Origin of the sequence: Frankia canadensis (assembly GCF_900197875.1) — a bacterium.
In the GTDB taxonomy this organism is placed as follows: domain Bacteria; phylum Actinomycetota; class Actinomycetes; order Frankiales; family Frankiaceae; genus Frankia; species Frankia canadensis.
On sequence record NZ_FZMO01000168.1, the window covers coordinates 1 to 19,266 of the forward strand.

The 19,266-nt window shown below is 73.5% G+C and carries 14 protein-coding genes and 1 pseudogene; 7 read left to right on the top strand and 8 right to left on the bottom strand.

Annotated elements, in window-relative coordinates:
- Positions 1-90 precede the first annotated feature (90 nt).
- Entirely contained in the window at positions 91-690 is a 600-nt protein-coding gene (gene recR, locus C1A33_RS14925) for a recombination mediator RecR (protein WP_101832106.1), read from the top strand.
- Between the two features lie 2 nt (positions 691-692).
- On the opposite strand, the gene C1A33_RS14930 is transcribed toward recR, so the two are convergent.
- Positions 693-1,313 (bottom strand): hypothetical protein, encoded by a 621-nt coding sequence (locus tag C1A33_RS14930; protein WP_423748078.1) that lies wholly within the window; start codon positions 1,311-1,313, stop codon positions 693-695.
- Positions 1,314-1,750: 437 nt separating this feature from the next.
- Between C1A33_RS14930 and C1A33_RS14935 the strand changes: the two genes are divergently transcribed.
- Positions 1,751-2,200, top strand: coding sequence for a hypothetical protein (locus tag C1A33_RS14935; RefSeq protein WP_101832107.1), 450 nt, complete (start codon positions 1,751-1,753; stop codon positions 2,198-2,200).
- A 34-nt stretch (positions 2,201-2,234) separates the two neighbouring features.
- Here the strand turns inward: C1A33_RS14935 and C1A33_RS14940 are convergent, their stop codons facing one another.
- A complete protein-coding gene (locus C1A33_RS14940) occupies positions 2,235-3,275 on the bottom strand; it encodes a zinc-dependent alcohol dehydrogenase family protein (protein ID WP_101832108.1) in 1,041 nt (346 codons plus the stop codon).
- Between the two features lie 48 nt (positions 3,276-3,323).
- Positions 3,324-3,908 (bottom strand): TerD family protein, encoded by a 585-nt coding sequence (locus C1A33_RS14945; protein ID WP_101832109.1) that lies wholly within the window; start codon positions 3,906-3,908, stop codon positions 3,324-3,326.
- Between the two features lie 171 nt (positions 3,909-4,079).
- On the opposite strand from C1A33_RS14945, the gene C1A33_RS14950 reads away from it, so the two are divergent.
- Both C1A33_RS14950 and C1A33_RS14955 read left to right on the top strand, forming a co-directional pair.
- The gene (locus C1A33_RS14950; RefSeq protein WP_101832110.1) at positions 4,080-5,348 is read left to right on the top strand and encodes an aspartate kinase; all 1,269 of its coding nucleotides are present in this window, start codon (positions 4,080-4,082) and stop codon (positions 5,346-5,348) included.
- Positions 5,349-5,391: 43 nt separating this feature from the next.
- Positions 5,392-6,477 (top strand): aspartate-semialdehyde dehydrogenase, encoded by a 1,086-nt coding sequence (locus tag C1A33_RS14955; protein ID WP_101832141.1) that lies wholly within the window; start codon positions 5,392-5,394, stop codon positions 6,475-6,477.
- Between the two features lie 468 nt (positions 6,478-6,945).
- Here the strand turns inward: C1A33_RS14955 and C1A33_RS14960 are convergent, their stop codons facing one another.
- The 5 genes from C1A33_RS14960 to C1A33_RS14980 all read right to left on the bottom strand — a co-directional run bounded on the left by C1A33_RS14960 (position 6,946) and on the right by C1A33_RS14980 (position 13,443).
- Positions 6,946-7,149, bottom strand: coding sequence for a cold-shock protein (locus C1A33_RS14960; protein ID WP_018500469.1), 204 nt, complete (start codon positions 7,147-7,149; stop codon positions 6,946-6,948).
- A 465-nt stretch (positions 7,150-7,614) separates the two neighbouring features.
- Positions 7,615-9,189, bottom strand: coding sequence for a CYTH and CHAD domain-containing protein (locus tag C1A33_RS14965; RefSeq protein WP_101832111.1), 1,575 nt, complete (start codon positions 9,187-9,189; stop codon positions 7,615-7,617).
- Positions 9,190-9,308: 119 nt separating this feature from the next.
- A complete protein-coding gene (locus C1A33_RS14970) occupies positions 9,309-10,091 on the bottom strand; it encodes a CPBP family intramembrane glutamic endopeptidase (RefSeq protein WP_243407575.1) in 783 nt (260 codons plus the stop codon).
- A 188-nt stretch (positions 10,092-10,279) separates the two neighbouring features.
- On the bottom strand, positions 10,280-11,272 hold the full coding sequence (locus C1A33_RS14975; RefSeq protein WP_101832112.1) for a cytochrome d ubiquinol oxidase subunit II: 993 nt from the start codon (positions 11,270-11,272) through the stop codon (positions 10,280-10,282).
- The gene (locus C1A33_RS14980) at positions 11,269-13,443 is read right to left on the bottom strand and encodes a cytochrome ubiquinol oxidase subunit I (protein ID WP_101832113.1); all 2,175 of its coding nucleotides are present in this window, start codon (positions 13,441-13,443) and stop codon (positions 11,269-11,271) included. The genes C1A33_RS14975 and C1A33_RS14980 overlap by 4 nt, the downstream gene beginning before the upstream one ends.
- An 846-nt stretch (positions 13,444-14,289) precedes the next feature.
- On the opposite strand from C1A33_RS14980, the pseudogene C1A33_RS14985 reads away from it, so the two are divergent.
- The 3 genes and pseudogenes from C1A33_RS14985 (at position 14,290) to ppc (ending at position 19,185) form a co-directional block, all read left to right on the top strand.
- Positions 14,290-14,816, top strand: a pseudogene (locus tag C1A33_RS14985) (BlaI/MecI/CopY family transcriptional regulator).
- A gap of 13 nt (positions 14,817-14,829) precedes the next feature.
- Positions 14,830-16,092 carry a M56 family metallopeptidase gene (locus C1A33_RS14990; protein ID WP_101832114.1) on the top strand — a complete coding sequence of 421 codons (1,263 nt, stop codon included), beginning with the start codon at positions 14,830-14,832 and terminating at the stop codon, positions 16,090-16,092.
- A gap of 210 nt (positions 16,093-16,302) precedes the next feature.
- Positions 16,303-19,185, top strand: a complete 2,883-nt coding sequence (gene ppc / locus C1A33_RS14995) for a phosphoenolpyruvate carboxylase (protein ID WP_101832115.1) — start codon at positions 16,303-16,305, stop codon at positions 19,183-19,185.
- Positions 19,186-19,266 lie beyond the last annotated feature (81 nt).

Genomic DNA, 19,266 nt, shown 5'->3' on the forward strand with positions numbered 1-19,266 from the left:
GGGCTGGGTGATCTCGGCGGGCTGCTGGGCGGTGGCGGGCCCCGGCCCGTGGCCGGCGGCGAGCAGCCGGGCTGACGGGCGGACGGGTCGATGTACGAGGGCGTCGTCCAGGATCTGATCGACGAGCTCGGGCGACTGCCCGGCATCGGGCCGAAGAGCGCCCAGCGCATCGCGTTCCACCTGCTGGCCGCCGACCCGGTGGACGTTCGCCGGCTGGCGGCGGCGCTGACGGAGGTCAAGGAGAAGGTCCGGTTCTGCCGGAGCTGCTTCAACGTCGCCCAGGCCGAGCTGTGCCGGATCTGCGCCGATCCCCGCCGGGATGACTCGCTCATCTGCGTGGTGGAGGAGTCCAAGGACGTCGTCGCGATCGAGCGCACCCGGGAGTTCCGCGGCCGCTACCACGTGCTCGGCGGGGCGATCAATCCGATCGCCGGGGTGGGTCCCGACGACCTGCACATCCGCGAGCTGGTCGCCCGGCTGGCCGATGGCACGGTCACCGAGCTGATCCTGGCCACCGACCCGAACACCGAGGGCGAGGTCACCGCCTCCTACCTGGCCCGCCAGATCGGTCCGATGGGGCTGCGGGTCACCCGGCTGGCCAGTGGGCTGCCGATGGGCGGCGACCTGGAATGGGCCGACGAGGTGACGCTTGGACGCGCCTTCGAAGGGCGCCGGGTCGTCGGCGCCTGAGCTCAGAAGCCCAGAATCGGCGCGTATGCCGAGCTGGGCACGGAGGCGAGTGTCAGCAGGACGACGCTGACGTCGAGGTGGTCCGCCTCATCGCTGAACACGGCGTGCAGGCCGCGGGTGCGGTAGACGGCTATGCCCTGCTCCCGCACCACCCGGACGCCGAACACGTTCGTGGCCCGGATCCACCAGACCCGCCCGTCCGCGCGGATCCGGATCTGCCGGGCGTCGCGGCGCAGGCCCGTCGTCAGTCGGGCCCGGCCCGCAGGGGGTAGCCGCGGCTGGTCGACATAGCCGACGATGTCGCGTTCCGGGCCGTGGACGACGAGCCGGATCGGCTGGGCCGCGGGCCCCGGCTCCACGAGGTCGAGCTCCGCGGTGATCTCCCGATCGGACGGGAGGAGCTCGGCGTTCCACACTCCCTCGCCGTGCAGGACCCGCTTGCCTCGCGGGCCGCCCTCGGGATGGCCACGGGGCAGCGCCCCGACGATGATCCGCCCGGCGCCGTCCAGCCGCCACGCCACCGAGACCACCATCCCCGCCGGCGCGGTGGGTCCGGCATCCCGGACGGGGAGCAGTCGGCACGCCCGCGTGTCGCCGCGCACACCGTCCGTCCAGCTCGTCACGCGCGGGGACCGCGCCGAAGCGCCGGCCTGCCATGCCCGCCCCCGGACGGATCCACCCGCTTCGATCACCCTGCCCCGATCACCCTCAGCAAAGTCCGTCACTCTTCGCATCGGCCGCCACCGTCGTCCGACCTGTCAGGCAGCGGTGAGCAACACCTCGCTGCGCTGTGCACCCAGATGCTACGCCGTGCGGCCATCTGTCCATCATGCGCACTCGCTCGCGCAGGTGCGCGCGCGTCAGCGTTGGCGAATGGCCGCGCGTCCGACTGCGCAGACGCGTGCTCCTTCGAACATCCATCGGGAGAAGCATTTGCACATGCAAAAGCACAGGAGCCACCGCGGTGGCCTCTCCGGGACCCAGACGCCGTCCCGCCCCGCCGGAAGGGCAAGGTAGAGGTCGCGCCCCTGCCGCACCGCTGTCCGAGGAGACCCATAGAATGATCATCAGCTCGCATGTCGGCGCCGGCGCGTTCGTCGGCATGGCAATCCGGGATCCGGCGGCGGCGCTCGCCGCCGGCTTCGTCTCCCACCTCGTCATGGACGCGATGCCGCACTGGGGCACCGGGCCGAACACCGAGGCCGAGTGGCTGCCGATCGCCCGCCGCGACGGCGTGGCCGGGCTCGCCGCCATGGCGCTGCTGACCGCGTCCGCGCCCGCCGGCCGCCGCCTCGCCGTGCTCGCCGGCATGACCGGGGCCTGCCTGCCCGACACCGACAAGGTCGGCCGGTACTTCGTCGGTTCGAGCCCGTGGCCGAGCCGGTTCGACCGCTTCCACGAGCGGATCCAGAACGAGGCCCGCCACCGCCTGCCCCGCGAGGTGGCCACCGCCGCCGTCCTGACCGCGGCCGGCACCCTCCTGCTGCGCCGCCTCGCCACCCGCCCCTAGCCCGGCAGAGCGCGCCTAGGGCACCAGGGCGCCCCTACGGGATCAGGACCGCGGCACCGCTCACCCGGTCGGCGGCCAGGTCGGTGAGCGCCTGATCGGCGGCGTCGAGCGGGTAGGGCGTGGTGGTGACCGACAGCCGCCGACGCGCGGCGATCGCCAGGAACTCCTCGCCGTCCGCCCGGGTGTTCGCGGTCGTGCTGCGCAGGTCGCGCTCCTGGAACAGGTGCTCGGCGTAGCGCAGCCGCGGGATGTCCGTCAGGTGGATGCCGGCGACGGACAGCGTCCCGCCACGGTCGAGCGCCGCCAGCGCCACCGGCACCAGCTCCCCCACCGGGGCGAACAGGACGGCGGCGTCCAGCGACTCGGGCGGCGGGTCACAGGCACCGGCCGCTGAGGCGGCGCCGAGGCCCAGGGCCAGCTCACGGGCGGCGGGCGAGCGGGTCATCACGTGCACCCGGGCACCCTGCCCGATCGCCACCTGGGCGGCCAGGTGGGCGGAGGCGCCGAAACCGTAGATGCCCAGGCGCCCGCCGGGCGGTAGCTTCGCCCGGCGCAGCGCCCGGTAGCCGACGATGCCCGCGCACAACAGCGGCGCGAGCTCGGCGTCGGAGTAGCCGTCCGGCAGCCGGTAGGCATAGTCGGCGCGGACGCAGACGTACTCCGCGTAGCCGCCGTCCACGTCCCAGCCGGTGTAGGTCGACGCCGGGCACAGGTTCTCCGCCCCGCGCGCACAGTAGGCGCAGGTGCCGTCGGTCGACGCGAGCCAGGCCACGCCCAGCCGATCCCCGCGGCGCACGGCAGACCCTGGCCCACCCGCCCCGGGACCGAGCGCGTCGGGACCGCCTACCCCGGGACCGAGCGCGTCGACGCGGCCGACGACCTCGTGGCCCGGCACGGCGCGCGCGCGGCGCGGGGCGAGGTCGCCCTCGGCGAGATGCAGGTCGGTCCGGCACACCCCGCAGGCATCGACCCGAAGCCTGACCTGTCCCGGGCCCGGTTCGGGGACCGGGAGGTCGGCACGGCGCAGCGGCCGGCTGGCCATCGGCCCCGGCGTGTCGACCTGCCAGGCCCGCATCTCCCGCGTCCCCGCCCCGCCGCTCAGCCGCTCAGCCGCTCACGCCGCTCAGACGCTGACGCCGTGGTCGCGGGCCAGGCCACCGAGGTCGTTGTGGCCCTGGCCGACGGCGCGGAACTTCCACTCGGCGCCGTTGCGGTAGACCTCGCCGAAGATGACCACGGTCTCGGTGGAGTAGTCCTCGGACAGGTCGTAGCGGACCAGCTCGTTGCCGCCCTGGTCGACGACGCGGATGTAGGCGTTACGCACCTGGCCGAAGTTCTGGCTGCGGCCCGCCGCGTCGTAGATGGACACCGGTACGACGATGCGCTCGATGTCGGCGGGGACCTTCGGCAGGTCGATGATGATCGACTCGTCGTCGCCCTCGCCCTGGCCGGTCGTGTTGTCACCGGTCAGCGTGATCGAGCCGTCGGGGGCGGCGAGGTTGTTGTAGAAGATGAAGTAGCCGTCGCTGAGGGCCTTGCCGTCGGTCTTGACCCCGATCGCCGAGGCGTCGAGGTCGAAGTCCGTCCCGGTGGTGGTGCGGGCGTCCCAGCCCAGACCGACGTTGAGCGCGGTGAGCTGGGCGGTGCCGGCCTCAGCGGCCTGCTTGGTGAGGCTGACGTTGCCACCCTTGGCAAGGCTGACTGCCATTGCGGATCGTCCTTCCTGGGGCGGTCCTCGGCGTCGGGGACCGGTTCGTACGGCCGCGCGGCCGTGTCGTCACCCTGGCACAACGGTCCGGATCCGCCCAGCGTGCCGTCAGCGGCACGACATCCCGCCGAGGCGGGCGGGCAGGCGTCGGTGCTCGGTAATCTGAGCCCCATGGCGCTCCTGGTCGCGAAGTTCGGTGGATCCTCCGTTGCCGACGCGGACCGCATCAAACGAGTCGCCGAGCGTGTCGTGGAGTCCCGCCGCGACGGCAACGACGTCGTCGTCGTGGTCAGCGCCATGGGCGACACGACCGATGAGCTGCTCGACCTCGCCGAGCAGGTCTCCCCGCTGCCGCCGGCCCGCGAGCTGGACATGCTGCTCACCGCCGGCGAGCGGATCTCGATGGCGCTGCTGGCGATGGCGATCACGACGCTGGGCGCCGAGGCCCGCTCGTTCACCGGCTCCCAGGCCGGGGTGATCACGGACTCGGCGCACGGCAAGGCGCGGATCATCGACGTGACGCCGGGGCGGATCCGGGCGGCGCTCGACGAGGGGGCGATCGCGATCGTCGCGGGCTTCCAGGGCGTCAGTCAGGACACCAAGGACATCACGACGCTGGGCCGCGGCGGCTCGGACACGACGGCGGTGGCGCTGGCCGCGGCGCTGAACGCGGACGCCTGCGAGATCTACACCGACGTCGACGGCGTGTTCAGCGCCGACCCGCGCATCGTCCCGGACGCGCGGCACATCGACCGGATCTCCTACGAGGAGATGCTGGAGATGGCCGCCTGCGGCGCCAAGGTCCTGATGCTGCGGTGCGTCGAGTACGCCCGCCGTTACACCGTCCCCGTACATGTCCGCTCGTCGTTCTCCTCGAAGCCGGGCACGTGGGTCACCGAGATTCCGGAGGCACAGCTCGTGGAACAGGCCATCATCCGCGGTGTCGCGCACGACCTGAGCGAGGCGAAGGTGACGGTCGTCGGCTGCCCGGACAAGCCGGGGGTGGCGGCCGCGGTGTTCCGGGCGGTCGCGGACGCGGACGTCAACCTCGACATGATCGTCCAGGTCGGCTCGGTGGCGGGCTCGGGCCGCACCGACATCTCGTTCACCGCGCCGAAGGCCGACGGGCGCACCGCGCTCACCGCGCTGGCCAAGGTGCAGGCCGAGATCGGCTTCGAGCGGACCCTCTACGACGACCACATCGGCAAGCTGTCGCTGATCGGCGCCGGGATGAAGTCGCACCCGGGCGTGTCGGCCCGGTTCTTCGGCTCGCTGGCGGACGCCGGCATCAACGTGGAGATCATCTCCACGTCGGAGATCCGCATCTCGGTGGTCGTGCGCGACACCGATCTGCCGAGCGCCGTGCGCGCCGTGCACGGCGCGTTCGAGCTCGGCGATCCGGACGGCGGCGGCGTCGTCTACGCCGGCACCGGCCGATGACCACCGACGCGCGATGATCGAACAGGCACAGGAGGGACCGGAGATGACGACGGGCAGCGAGGCGGGGCGGCGGCCGACGCTCGCGGTGGTGGGCGCGACGGGCGCGGTCGGCACGGTGATGCTGTCGCTGCTCGCCGAGCGGGCGGACGTCTGGGGCGAGATCAGGCCGGTCGCGTCGGCCCGCTCGGCGGGGCGGACGGTACGGGTGCGCGGCGAGGACGTCGTCGTCCAGGTGCTCGCGCCGGAGGTCTTCGACGGGGTGGACGTCGCCGTGTTCGACGTGCCCGACGAGGTGTCCGCGCAGTGGGCGCCGATCGCGGCGGCGCGCGGCGCGGTGGCGGTGGACAACTCCGGCGCCTTCCGGATGGACGACGACGTGCCGCTCGTCGTGCCGGAGGTCAACGCCGACCAGCTCGCGCGGCGGCCGCGGGGGATCATCGCGAACCCCAACTGCACGACCCTGTCGATGATCGTCGCGCTGGGCGCGCTGCACCGGGCGTTCGGCCTGGAGTCGATGGTCGCCTCGTCGTACCAGGCGGCGAGCGGCGCCGGGCAGGCCGGCATCGACACCCTCTACGACCAGCTCGCCACCGTCGGCGGCACCCACGAGCTCGGACAGACGGCCGGCGACGTACGCAAGGCCATCGGGGAGGACGGGCTCGGGCCGTTCCCGGCGCCGCTGGCGCTCAACGTGGTGCCGTGGGCCGGGTCGCTGAAGGACGGCGGCTGGTCGTCCGAGGAGCTCAAGGTCCGCAACGAGTCCCGCAAGATCCTCGGCCTGCCCGGGCTGCGGGTCTCGGCGACCTGCGTGCGCGTGCCGGTCATCACCACGCATGCGGTGGCGGTGCACGCCTGGTTCGCCCAGCCGGTGACGGCCGCGCAGGCCAGGGAGGTGCTGCTTGGCGCACCCGGGGTCGCCGTCGTCGACGACCCGGCCGCCGGCGAGTTCCCGACGCCCGCGGACGTGGTCGGCACCGATCCCACCTGGGTGGGGCGCATCCGCCAGTCGCCGGACGACCCCCGCGAGGTCGCCCTGTTCCTGTGCGGTGACAACCTTCGCAAGGGCGCGGCGCTGAACACGCTGCAGATCGCCGAGCTGCTCGTCGGCGCGGAGCAGCGCCTTGAGTGATGAACCCGGTGTTGTCCGTGGCGCGGGCTGGTAGGCCTTTCACCAGCCCGCGTCACGGCTCTCATTCGCTTTTCGGCCGCTTCTTATGAAGCGTTAAGCTTCGACGTGACGAAGGGGCACGACCGAAGGGCCGAGAACAAGCACCGGAAGAACCAAAAGACCCTTACCGGTGATTGCACGAACAGCTAGCATCCCGGCCGCCGCCAGCGATATCGCGCTGATCGACGAATAGCCGGCGGAGCACCGGAAGACGAGCCGGCCCCACCGAGCCCGGGATCACAATTCCCGATCGGATGCCGCGAGATCACCATCTCCGGAACTGTCCGGCGCAACCGGAAGCCGGAGGGTTCCGTCACGATCGGGCCGCGAGGGGGTGCGAACCGGCTCCGTGACGGAAGGTGCACAGACGCGGTCAGCCCGCCCAGCGGGACACCCGTTGGGCGGGCTGACCGTGAAGTCTCTCGTGGCTCAGACGACGCGGACGGCGTCGGCCTGCGGACCCTTCTGACCCTGGGTCACCTGGAACTCGACCCGCTGGCCCTCCTCAAGTGCCTTGTATCCGTCCATGTCAATCGCGCTGTAGTGGACGAAGACGTCGGAACCGCCGCCGTCCACGGAGATGAAGCCGAAGCCCTTCTCCGAGTTGAACCACTTCACCGTGCCCTGAGCCACGTGCCGTTCTCCCTGCTGGTGCAGTCAGGACCCGCACCGCGCGGGCCCCGGACCGAACGCCAGGAAGCCACAAGAGATCCTGGCGCTGTTCCGCCGCGTCTCGGTTGAGCCGCGAACCGGCGAACTCCGGCCAAGGACGACGCTACACGGACGGAGGCGTTCGCGGGAGTCCTCCGAGCAAGGAAGTCCACTTCATGCCCCGGTAACAGAACAACGCCGCCGCTCCCATCCCGGGCACCTCGGGCGGCACCGTCCCGCAATCCATCGAGCTGGCAGGGGATTTCCAGGCCCGACCGGGCCGCGCCGCACGCCGGCCCGGCGGTGGCCCGGACGTGGCACCCGGACGGGTGATCTGTTGAAGACTTTCTCTCCGACCACGGCCGAGCCCACAACGCACCGGATGTCACCAGGTGAACATGGACAGTTACCCGTCGTCCACCAGTCTGCCGGGTACGTGACCCCGCGTCAGCCGAGCCAGCGGCGGTACCGGCGCCCGGAGATCTCCGGCCAGACGTCGAAGAAGTCCCGCTCGGCGAGCCGGCCGCGGCATTCCTCCAGCCCGAGCAGCACCCCGAGGGTGAACGCCGCCGGATCGCCCTGCGCCTGGGCGGCAACGCCCCAGTCCCGTAGCAGCGCCCGGGCGACCGCCGCGTCCTGATGGATACCCAGCAGCTCCTGGGCCCGCTCGGCCTGCCCCGCCAGGGCGGTGGCCGCCTCGCCGTACAGCGGGGTGACGATCTCGGCCGCGTACCGCAGCCGCTTGGCCTGCTTGCGGGCCACGTGCAGCAGCTCGTCGCGTTCCGGGCCGACGGGCAGTGCCGCCGCCGCCGCGACCTTGCGGGCCAGTCGCCGGTCCGCCGCCGCCACCAGCCCGGGCAGCACGGTGCCGGCCGGTCGGGCGGCCAGTCCCCGCCAGGGCGAGCGCACGAGGTCGAGCAGGCTGTCGACGAGGGCGAAGTACCGCTCGCTGCGCAGCATCACGAGCGCCTGCTCGCGCCCGGCCGCGAGGCCCGTGCCGAGATGCGCGGTGACCGTCTCGTGTACCGGGCCGGCGACGAGCTCGGCGGGAAGCCGCGCCACGCGCCCGTCGAAGTAGGCGATCTGCACCTCGGCGTCCCGGGCGGCGGACAGCGCCCCGGCGAGGTCCCGCAGCTCGCCGTCCAGATGGGCGACCGCCTTCGCCGGGAACAGCGGCGCGAAGATCCGCAGCGCGCTGCGGGCCCGCCGGCAGGCGACCCGCATCCGGTGCACGGCCTCCGGCTCGTCGAGCCGGACCCGGGGATCGGCCGCGAGCAGCACCCGGACCTGGTCGATGAGGTAGGCGCGCACGACATCGCCGGCCGGCTTGCGCCGGCGCGGGCGGCGCGGCGGGGCGGGCACGTCCGGGCCGGGGCCGGCGGCGATCAGCGGCCCGAGCAGCCGGCCGAGCTTGGACGAGTCGGCCGCGGCGACCGCGCCGGCCGCGAGCAGCAGCTCGCCGACCTCGTCGAGCACGTCGGGGCGGCCGTCGACCAGCTCGACCTCGATCTCCCGCCAGCTGCTGACCGTCGTCGAGGCGCCCAGCGTCTGGGCGGAGACCTGGTCGTCGACGACCTCGGCGAGGTCGGTGCCGGTGGCGTCGCGCAACCGGCGGGCGGTGCGCAGCGTGCGCAGCCGAGCAACCGGGAGCAGCTCGGCGCCGCGCAGGTGTACGGCGACCAGGTCGACGAACTCGGTCGGCGGCGTGTGCCGGTGCCCCTCGGCGATCTCGATCGCGTCGGCGTCGGCGTCGGCGTCGAGCGGCAGCCGCAGCTCGTCGCGCTCGCCGACCCGGACCGGCAGCTTCAGGTGCCAGCCGGCGTCGGCCCCGCCGGTACGCCGGCGCAGGGTGATCCGGTTGCGGGCGAGACGCAGGTCGTCGGTGTCGTAGTAGATGGCCTCCAGGCTGACCGTGCGCCGGGTGCGCGCCGTCACGACGCCGGCGATCTCGCCCAGCCGCGGCAGCACGAACGTCGGCTCGACGGCGTACTTGCGTTCGATCTCACGGACTCCGGTGGCCATCCGCCCCGCCTCCTCACCACCCGCGCCACACCGTCCGCGCACCCAACCCGCCACCCAGAACACCAGGGAGACGAGGACTGGACACCGGATGGACGACGCGAGTACTCCGGCCGTTTACGTTAGCGCGGAGCTGGAATCCAGGAGACGTTCCCGACGAGAACCACATACCCGACGAAGGCCACCGTGTCGATCAGGCTGTGCGCGATCACCAGCGGCAGCGTCCGGCCGCCTCGCTGGAACAGCCGCGCGAACAGCAGCCCCATCGCCACATTGCCGGCGAACCCGCCCAGCCCCTGGTACAGGTGGTAGGAGCCGCGCAGCAGGGAACTGGCCAGCAGCGCCCGGCCGGGCCGCACGCCGAGTTCGTTCAGCCGCACCAGCAGGTAGCCGGTGACGATGACCTCCTCGGCCAGCCCGTTCTGCCAGGCGCTGAGCACCAGCACGGGCACCCGCCACCACACGTCCGGCAGGCCGGACGGCGCGACGGTGAGGTTCGCGCCGCTGTGCCAGGCCAGCAGGTAGAAGCCGAGGCCGATCCCGCCGACCCCCGCGGCGAGCAGTCCGCCGCGGGCGGCGTCGGCGCCGGGCGACCGACCGTCCAGGCCGATCGCCCGGCGCCCGCCGCCGTGCCGGGCCAGCAGGTACACGACCAGCAGGACGGGCATCACCCCGGTGAGCAGGTCGGCGAGCTGCAGGGCGAGGTCGAGCCAGGGCCGCCCGGGCGCCGCTGAGCTGTTGAGCCGGGCGACCTGGGCGCGCACCGGCCCGGGACGGGTGAGCACGCCGATATAGCGGATGACCGCGTAGAGGGCCGACGCGGCGAACGACAACCCCAGCACCAGCGCGATCTCCGCGCCGAGCTGACGCCGCGTCAACGGCTCCGCACCACCCGCGGCGACCACGGGCCGACCGCCGGTGAGGGCGCCGCCGGCAGCACGGCCGGCGGTGGCACGGCCTGCGGCCGGACCGTCGGCGGCCGGGCCGTCCGCCGCGGTCGAGGCGGTCACGGCGTCCGTCACCACTCGACGGTAGCCCACGGTCGCGGACGGTCGGGGTGCCCCCTCACCCCGACCAGTTCAGTCCGCTGGGCTCAGTCGACCGGCTCGGGCCGGGTGAACAGGCGGTACAGGACGATCATCGGTGGCAGCACGATGACCAGGCCGCCGGCGACCGCGTAGAGCATCGCGTGGATGTTCGTCGTCGGCGCGGCGGCGGCGTCGACCGTGACCTGTCCGACCACGAGGTCCGGATACTGGGCGATGGCCCAGCCCCAGAGCACCCCGCCGACCGCCAGCCCCGCGGCGAGCCGGGCGACGACGAACTGACCGCGGGCCAGAGCGATCAGCGTGCCGACCCCGCCGACGGCGGACAGCGCGACCAGCGGCACCGACCGCTCCCCGAACCGGTGCGCGACCTCGGGCGCCTGGTCCCAGAACAGCGGCAGCAGGACCAGGGCGAGCAGGCCGCACGCCACGGCGCCACCGGCCGCCCGGCGGCGGAAGTCCTCCACCAGGTGTTCGGTCGCCGGCGACGCGGCGGCGTCCCGGCACAGGTAGACGGCGGCGAGGAACGCCGTCGCGGCGACCGCGAACAGCCCGCAGCCGATGCCGAACGTGCTGCGCAGCGGTTCGAGGGGATCATCGGGAGACACCTGGCCGCTGGCCAGCGCCGCGCCGGTCACCCCGAGGGCGAACGGCGTGATCACCGACGACACCGCGAACACATGCCCCCACCAGTGATCCGGCCCGGCGGCGCCGGCGCCGTAGGCGCGGTAGACGTACGCGGCGCCGCGCAGCACGATGCCGACCAGGGCCGCCGCCAGCGGGATCTCCAGTGACGACCCGACCAGCCCGTACGCGGGCGGGAATCCGCTGAACAGGGCGACGACGATGAACACGAGCCAGACGTGGTTGGCCTCCCACACCGGGCCGATCGACGCCGAGATCAGCCGGCGCTGGTCACGCGCGTGCGGCCCGCGGGCGAGCAGGTCCCACACTCCCCCGCCGAAGTCGGCGCCGCCGAGCAGCGCGTAGGCGGTCAGTCCGATCACCATGACGACGAGCAGCAGATCCGCGGCGGTCATCGGGTGTCCCCCCGATCAGTGCGACGAGTGCCGGGCGCGGCCGCGTCGGGCCGCCGCCCGGTGATGGCATGCCGACTGACGGCATGGCGTCCCCCGGAGTGGCGCCCACGAGTGTTCCGATCACCGACCTGCCCGCCGCCGGGCTGACCGGAGTTCGGCTGAGCGGAGTTCGGCTGACCCGAGCTGGAGCCAGACCCGGTACCGGGGCCGGGCTGCCGGTGGCCGGAGTGGCGGCCCGTGGGGCGGCGGCCGAACAGCCCCGACCAGCCGATCTGATGCGGCTCGGAGCGTGGCCGTGGGATCGCCGGAACGTCGGTGCCGCTCGCGCCCCGATCGGCCGGGGAGCGGCGTTGCGCGGAACGCGCGTTGGCGCCGGCGGGGTGGCCGGCGCGCGCGGCGCGTTCCGCGGAACGCGAGGGGGTGCCGGCGGGAGCGGGAGCGCCGGCACGCGTGCGGGTGGTGGCCGGGTCCCGGGGGTCGGTGGACGTCGGGGTACCGGAGGTGCTGGCCGGGCGACGGCCGGGACGCAGCACGGCCACCGGAACGCCCGGCTGGTCCTGGTCGCCGACCGGTTCCAGGTGGGACGTGTACCAGGCGGCCGGCTCGGCGGCGGGGTCGTAGACGGCGGCCGGGTCGTCGTACGCGGCGGCGGGCGCGGACCGTCTGGTTCCGGACTCGTCGTCACCCGCGTCGTCGTCACCGTCCGTGCCGCCGCTGCCGTCCGCGCCGGTGCCGTCGCCGTCGCTCTGGCGCGGGCCGGAGTCGCGGGTACCGGGGCCGCCGTCGCGGGGGCGGGGCGCGTCGGGAGCCGACGGACCGGTCGGCCGGCCCGTCACGAACTGCTCGCCGCTGGGGCCACCGGTCGCCATTCGGCGCAGGATGAGGATCAGCGCACCGGCGAGGCTCAGGTACAGCACGAGGGTGCCGGCGAACATCGGCGCGGCGGCGTCGCCACCGGTGACGGCGTCGACGACCCGCATGTGGCCGCCGACGATCCACGGCTGCCGGCCACCCTCGGTGACCTCCCAGCCGGTGAGCATCGCGAGCATCGCCGCGGGGCCGCTGCAGGCCGCGGCGAGCAGCCAGCCGCGACCGGTCGGCAGCAGCGGTGTCTCGCCGCGCCGGCGCCGGCGCACGACGGCGACGCCGGTGAGCAGCGACAGCCCGATCAGCGCGGAACCGGCGACGATCATCACGGTGAACGCGCCGTGCACGAGCGTGCCGTCGGGCCGCTCGTCCGGAGGCGCCGCGTCCAGGCCGGTGATCACATGCTTCGTGCTGAAACCCTCCAGCAGCGAGAGCATGCCGGGGATCTCCAGGCCGTACCGGACCTCCCCGGTCTTGTCGTCGTAGATTCCGCCGAGCGTGAAGGGCGCGTTCGAACCGGTGTGGTAGAGCCCCTCCATCGCGGCGAGCTTGTAGGGCTGGTGGTCGCCGGCGCTGCGGCCGGCCAGGTCACCGGCGACGAGCTGCAGCGGCGCGCAGGCGAGCACGACGGCGAGGCCGACGCCGAGACCACGCTGGTGGTAGGTGTCGCGGCGCCCGCGCAGCATGCCGACGGCGTAGATGGCCGCGACCATGCCGCCGGCGCACATCAGCGCGGCGAGCAGCATGTGTACGACCTGCGGTGGGAACGAAGGGCTGGTGAACGGGGCGAGCGGCTTCTCCTCGACGACCTGTCCGGCGCGCTCGACGATGCCGCGGGGCACGTTCATCCAGGCGTTGACCGTGATGATGAACAGCGTCGACAGCGTGCCGGAGATCGCGATCGGCCAGAGCGTCAGCCAGTGAGCCCGGGCGGACAGCCGCTTCCAGCCGTACAGGTACATCCCGACGAAGATCGCCTCGGTGAAGAAGGCGAAACCCTCCAGCGTGAACGACAACCCGAGGGCACCGCCGTACTTGGACATGAACGCGGGCCAGAGCAGCCCGAACTCGAACGACAGCGCCGTTCCCGAGACGGCCCCCACCGCGAAGAGCACGGCGAAGGCGCGCGACCACTTCTTCGTCAGCGCGAGCCAGATCGGGTCACCGGTCCTGAGCCACCGCCACTCGGTGTAGATCAGCATCCATGGCAGTCCGACGCCGAACACGGCGAAGCAGATATGGAACGCGAGGGAGAACGCCGTCTGGGCACGAGCGAGGTCGACGGCGTCGGCGGCGAGAACCATGCGCACGGCTCCTTCGATGGACCGCGGGAAGATAATCGGCCGGGATTCAGCCGACCTTCTACCCCACGTAGAAGGTCCCAAGGTACGTAACAGGGGATCCGGTCGTCCGCCGCGAGATCGTGAGGTCGACGACATGCGCGACGACGGCCGGTGGGACGGTGCATCCCGCGTCCCCTCACAGTGCATACGCGCTGCGGCGGCGTTTTTGCTCGACCGCCGGATGTGATTCTGGCCAACCGCCGCGGACCTCGGAAATCACCGGCCCCCGAACGGCACCAACGGGCATCGCGGCCGCACCGGAAAGACCGCGGGCCGACGCGGCCGAGAAGAATGTCACCCGGCCGCGGGCCGCTCGTCCCGGATTGCAGTATTACCAACGGGTCAAGAATTCCCCGGGGGCCCGGGTATCCCGTCGCCGGTATGCCGAAAAGGGCCGCCGACACCCGGCCCACAATGTCCGGACGCAAGGCCCGGGCGCACGGTCCGGACGCCATCCGGGCGCAAGGTCCGGGCGGCACCGGGACGGGCCGGGTGAAAGGTCCCGCCCGGCGCCCGCGAGTGCGTGCCGGGCAGTGCCGGTCGGGCGTCCGCGGCGGCACCCGGCGCGGCGCCCCGGCGCGGCCCGGATCACCGGGGCGGGCCAGCGCCTCGCCCTCGCGCCCACACCTTCGAGCCACGTCAGGGCGTGACCTCGCCGACCCCGAGCGTCGCCGCGCCGGGCCCGCGCGCCGGCCGCCACCGTCCGAGACCCGGCGAACACCGTGGTTGGCTGACTGTGACCCACACTTCCCCGTCCGCATCGCCGGATCGGCAGCACAGAACTTCTACGCGACGTAGGATTGACTCATGGCGCGCCTGGGTGACCTCGAACGGTCGGTCATGGACGTGTTGTGGTCCAGTGACGCGTGGTCCATCGACGGGTGGTTGACGGCCCGCGAAGTGGCTGCCCGCCTCGACCACGAGCGCGATCTCGCGTACACCACCGTGCTGACCGTGCTTGAGCGACTGGAACGCAAGGGATTCGTCCGCCGGCAGCGGGCCGCGCGTGCGCATCGCTACGCGGCGGCCGACAGCCGGGAGGCCGTCGTCGCCGAGGCGATGATGGAGGCGCTGGGCACCGCGGATGACCGTGGATCGGCGCTGGTCCGGTTCGTCGGCTCGGTCTCCGCCGAGGAGGCGGAGATCCTGCGGCGGGCGCTGGAGCCGGCGGCGGCCGGATCCGTCGACCCGGACGAGCCGGCACCGCCCCTCGGGGACGGTCCCGTTCGTCCCGACGGCTCGGCGCGGTCGGGCGATGTGGCACTGCCCGACGGCCCGGTGCAGTGACGACGGGCTCCGCCCGATCGGTTCAGATTCCGCCCGGCCAGAGGTAGCGTTGGCCACGAGATGACGACCGCGGCCCTTCTCGCGCTGTTCGCGGGCGTGCTGGCGTGGCCGGCACCACGCCTGCTGGCCGCCGCGCGCTGGCCGCACCGCTGCCCCCGGGCGGCCATCGTGCTCTGGCAGGCGATCGGCCTGGCCGGCGGCGTCTCCGCCCTCCTCGCGGCCATCGCCTTCACCGTCTCGCCCCTGTCCACCAGCACCCCGTCCGCGATCGTCGACCATGTCGGCAACATCGCGGCGGGCGTACCGCTCGACGGTCTGAGCTGGATCAACCTCGTCGGTCTCGCGGTGGCGACCGCCCTGGCCGGCCGGCTGTTCGGCGTGCTCGCCGCGTCCACCACCGCCACCCTGCGCGAACGGCATCGGCACCGGCACCTCGTGGACCTCGCCGGCCGCCGCCACCGCGGCCACGACACCCCCGAGGCCCACGACCATCACGGCGGCGACCAGCAGAGCGGCGACCAGCGGGGCGGAGCGTCCGGCCGCGGCGTTGGCGGGACGATCCCCGGTGGCTGCTGTCTGTGCGAGCACCGTGACCGCGCCAACATCGGGTTGCGCATCCTCGACCATCCGATCGCCGTGGCGTACTGCGTGCCGGGGGTGCGCCACGCCCGGGTCGTCGTGTCCCGCGGGCTGCTGAACACCCTCGACGCCGCCGAGCTGGACGCGGTGCTCGCCCATGAGGCGGCACACGTCGCCGGCCGGCACGACCTGGTCATCCAACCGTTCGTCGCCTGGGAGCGCACCTTCCCCTTCCTACGCCCGGCCCGGGAGGCGACGGCGGCGGTGTCGTTACTGGTGGAGATGCTCGCCGACGACGCGGCCGCCCGCCGCTCCAGCCGCCGCGCGCTGGCCCGCGCGCTGGCCCGTCTCGGCGTCGCGAGGGCCCCCGTGCCAGCCGGCGCGCTCGGCATCAACGGCCCTGGCGAGGCCACGGCCTCCGCCCAGGCCCCCGGCACGGGCACGGTCACCGTGCCGACGCGCCCGTCGACGTCGGCGTCGACGTCCCCGATGCTGATCGCGGCCCTGCCGGCGGTTCGGCCACCGGCCGGATTCATGGCTGCCGGGCCGGCCCCGGGCGTGGCCTCGGTCAAGGAGACGGCGGCGGTCGCGTCCGGGCCACGGCCCGGCACGGCCAATCCGGTCGTCTCCCGGATCTCCCGGCTTCTTGACCCTCCAGTGGTGCACTGGTGGCAGCCGTCGTGCGCGTACCTGGCGGCCGTCGTCGTCCTCGCCGCGCCCCCGCTGATCGTCCTCGTCGGCTGACCGGCGGTGTCGGCTGACCGGCGGCGTCGGCTGACCGGCGGCGTCGGCTGACCGGCGGCGTCGGCCTTCCCACATTCCCGCGCCGTAGGCAACCACTCGGGAAGTGGGCAGACTAGGCCGCGACGCCGCGGCTACCAGCGCCCGGCGACACCGGCGACAACGTGGTCGCCGCGTCCGGTGACCGGTGCAACGGCTTCCCCCGGAGGCGGCGTGACGACCGAACACAGCGCGACGGTGACCCAGGCCAGCCTCGGGCCGGACCCGGGTGCCTTCGCCGGCGGGGTTTCCTCCGACGTGCGGCACGCGGCGGTGCGCGCCGGCGTACGCCGTCTCGGTGACCTGCTCGGCCAGGCGCTCACCCGGCACGAGGGCGCCGAGACGCTCGCACTCGTCGAGCAGGTGCGGGCGCTGGCCCGCCGGCCGGACAACGGCGCGCAGCTCGCCCGCCTGCTGGCGGGGGTGGACGACCCGACGGCGATCGTGCTCGCCCGCGCGTTCACCGCCTACTTCCAGCTCGCCAACATCACTGAGCAGCTGCATCGCTCGCGGGAGCTGTCCGACCGGGCCCGCGGCGCGCTGGCCGAGACGTTCGACCGGATGGGCGAGGCGCTCGACGCCGGCACCCTCGACCGGTCCCTGGCCGCCGACATCGCCGGGCGCCTCCAGCTGCGCCCGGTGTTCACCGCCCATCCGACGGAGGCCAGCCGCCGCTCGGTGCTCGACACGTTGCGGCGCATCGCCGACCTGCTCGACGCCGACAGCCCCGACGGCCCCAGCGGCCTGGGCGGCCCCGGCGACGCCGACGTGTCCGGCACGGTCGCCGGCGCGCGACCCGGGCCGGCCGAGCGGGAGCGCATCGCCCGGCGGCTCGCCGAGATGGTCGACGTGCTCTGGCAGACCGACGAGCTGCGGGTGGAGCGGCCCAAGCCCGCCGACGAGGCCCGCTCGGCGGCCTACTACCTGGAGCTGATCGCCTCCGAGGTGCTGCCCGACCTGCTGGAGGAGCTCGATCTGGCGTTCGGCCGGGTCGGGATCACGCTGCCCGCCGACGCGCGGCCGCTGCGGTTCGGCTCGTGGGCGGGCGGTGACCGCGACGGCAACCCGAATGTGACGCCGGCGGTCACCCTGGAGGTGCTCACCCTTCAGCACGAGTTCGGCATCCGGCTGCTGACGGCGTCCGTCGAACGGCTGATCACGGAGCTGACCGCGTCCACCAGGGTGGTGGGAGTAAGTGACGATCTGGTCGACTCGCTCGCCGCCGACCGCGAGGTGCTGCCGGAGGTGTACGACCGGTTCGTCCGGTTGAACGCGGAGGAGCCGTACCGGCTCAAGTGCAGCTACATCCTGGCGCGCCTGGCCGGGACCCGGGAGCGGCTGGCCGCCGGCACCGCCCATGTCCCGGGCCGCGACTACGCGGGCCTCGCCGGCCTGCTCGACGATCTGGCGGTGATGCGCGCGTCGCTCGCCGCCCGCGACGGCATCCTCGTGGCCAACGGCGAGCTGCTGCGGGTCATCCGCACCGCCCGGGCGATGGGGCTGGCGCTGGCGACGCTGGACATCCGCGAGCACGCCGACAAGCACCATGCCACCCTGGCCGCGATCTACGACCAGGTCGGCGAGCTCGACGCCCCCTACGCCGAGCTGACCCGGGCCGACCGGCGCGTCCTGCTGTCCGGGGAGCTGGCGCGGCGGCGCCCCCTGCTGGGCAGCGCGCCGCCGCCGCTGCCCGACGAGCCGCGGGGCACGCTCGAGCTGATGCGCACGATCCGCGCGGCGCTCGACCGCTTCGGCGCGGACGTCATCGAGAGCTACATCGTGTCGATGACCAGGGATGTCGACGACATCCTCGCCGTGGTGGTGCTCGCCCGGGAGGCGGGGCTGGTCGGGGTCGGCGTCGGCGGGCGTCCCGCCTGGGCGCGCATCGGCTTCGTCCCGCTGTTCGAGACGGTCGCCGAGCTGCGGGCCGCCGGCGGCCTGCTCGACGGGATGCTGGCCGACCCGTCCTACCGCTCGCTGGTGCGGGCGCGCGGCGACGTGCAGGAGGTCATGCTCGGCTACTCGGACTCGTCCAAGGACGCGGGGATCACCGCGTCCCAGTGGGAGATCCACAAGGCGCAGCGGGAGCTGCGTGACGCCGCCCGCCGCCATGGCGTGGTGCTGCGGCTGTTCCACGGCCGCGGCGGCTCGGTGGGCCGCGGCGGCGGCCCGACCGGCGAGGCGATCATGGCGCAGCCGTTCGGCACCCTGGACGGCTCGATCAAGGTGACCGAGCAGGGTGAGGTGATCTCGGACAAGTACACGCTGCCGAGCCTCGCCCGCCACAACCTGGAGATCGCGCTGTCCGCGGTGATCGAGGCGTCGATCCTGCACCGGTCGTCCCGGCAGTCCTCGGCGGTGCTCGCCGGCTGGGACGAGACGATGCAGGCGGTCGCCGACTCGGCCCGCGCCGCCTATCAGGCGTTCGTCGGCGATCCGGCGCTGGTGCCGTTCTTCCTGGCCGCCACGCCGGTGGAGGAGCTCGGCAACCTCAACATCGGCTCGCGGCCGTCGCGGCGGCCCGGCGGCTCCGGCGGCCTCGCCGACCTGCGGGCGATCCCGTGGGTGTTCGGCTGGACACAGTCCCGGATCATCCTGCCCGGCTGGTTCGGCGTCGGGACGGGCCTGGCCGCCGCCCGGGCCGCGGGGGCCGGCGACACGCTCGCCGAGATGTACCGCTCGTGGCACTTCTTCCGGACGTTCCTCGGCAACGTGCAGATGACGCTGGCCAAGTCGGACCTCGCCATCGCCGAGCGCTACGTGACGACCCTGGTCGGCTCGGACGGCGCGGCGATCTTCGCGGCGATCCGGGCCGAGCACGCCCGCACCGTCACCGAGGTGCTCGCCGTGACCGGACAGGGGGAACTGCTGGAGAACGCGACCACGCTGCGCCACACCCTCGAGGTCCGTGACGCCTATCTGGCTCCGCTGCACGCGCTGCAGATCTCGTTGCTCGCCCGCGCCCGCGCGGCCGGGACCGACGTCGACCCGAAGCTGCGCCGTGCCCTGCTGCTGACCATCAACGGCATCGCGGCCGGCCTGCGCAACACCGGCTGACCACTCGCCGCGACCTGCGGTTCTCCCGCGAGGTGCATCACCATCCCGGTCGTCTTGGTTGACATCCCCCAAGGTGGTATC

Coding starts and splice junctions, on each gene's coding strand:
- C1A33_RS14945 (WP_101832109.1), bottom strand. CDS start 3,908: ATGGCAGTCAGCCTTGCCAAGGGTGGCAACGTCAGCCTCACCAAGCAG.
- C1A33_RS14955 (WP_101832141.1), top strand. CDS start 5,392: ATGACGACGGGCAGCGAGGCGGGGCGGCGGCCGACGCTCGCGGTGGTG.
- C1A33_RS14940 (WP_101832108.1), bottom strand. CDS start 3,275: ATGCGGGCCTGGCAGGTCGACACGCCGGGGCCGATGGCCAGCCGGCCG.
- C1A33_RS14990 (WP_101832114.1), top strand. CDS start 14,830: ATGACGACCGCGGCCCTTCTCGCGCTGTTCGCGGGCGTGCTGGCGTGG.
- C1A33_RS14935 (WP_101832107.1), top strand. CDS start 1,751: ATGATCATCAGCTCGCATGTCGGCGCCGGCGCGTTCGTCGGCATGGCA.
- C1A33_RS14950 (WP_101832110.1), top strand. CDS start 4,080: ATGGCGCTCCTGGTCGCGAAGTTCGGTGGATCCTCCGTTGCCGACGCG.
- recR (WP_101832106.1), top strand. CDS start 91: ATGTACGAGGGCGTCGTCCAGGATCTGATCGACGAGCTCGGGCGACTG.
- C1A33_RS14965 (WP_101832111.1), bottom strand. CDS start 9,189: ATGGCCACCGGAGTCCGTGAGATCGAACGCAAGTACGCCGTCGAGCCG.
- C1A33_RS14975 (WP_101832112.1), bottom strand. CDS start 11,272: ATGACCGCCGCGGATCTGCTGCTCGTCGTCATGGTGATCGGACTGACC.
- C1A33_RS14980 (WP_101832113.1), bottom strand. CDS start 13,443: ATGGTTCTCGCCGCCGACGCCGTCGACCTCGCTCGTGCCCAGACGGCG.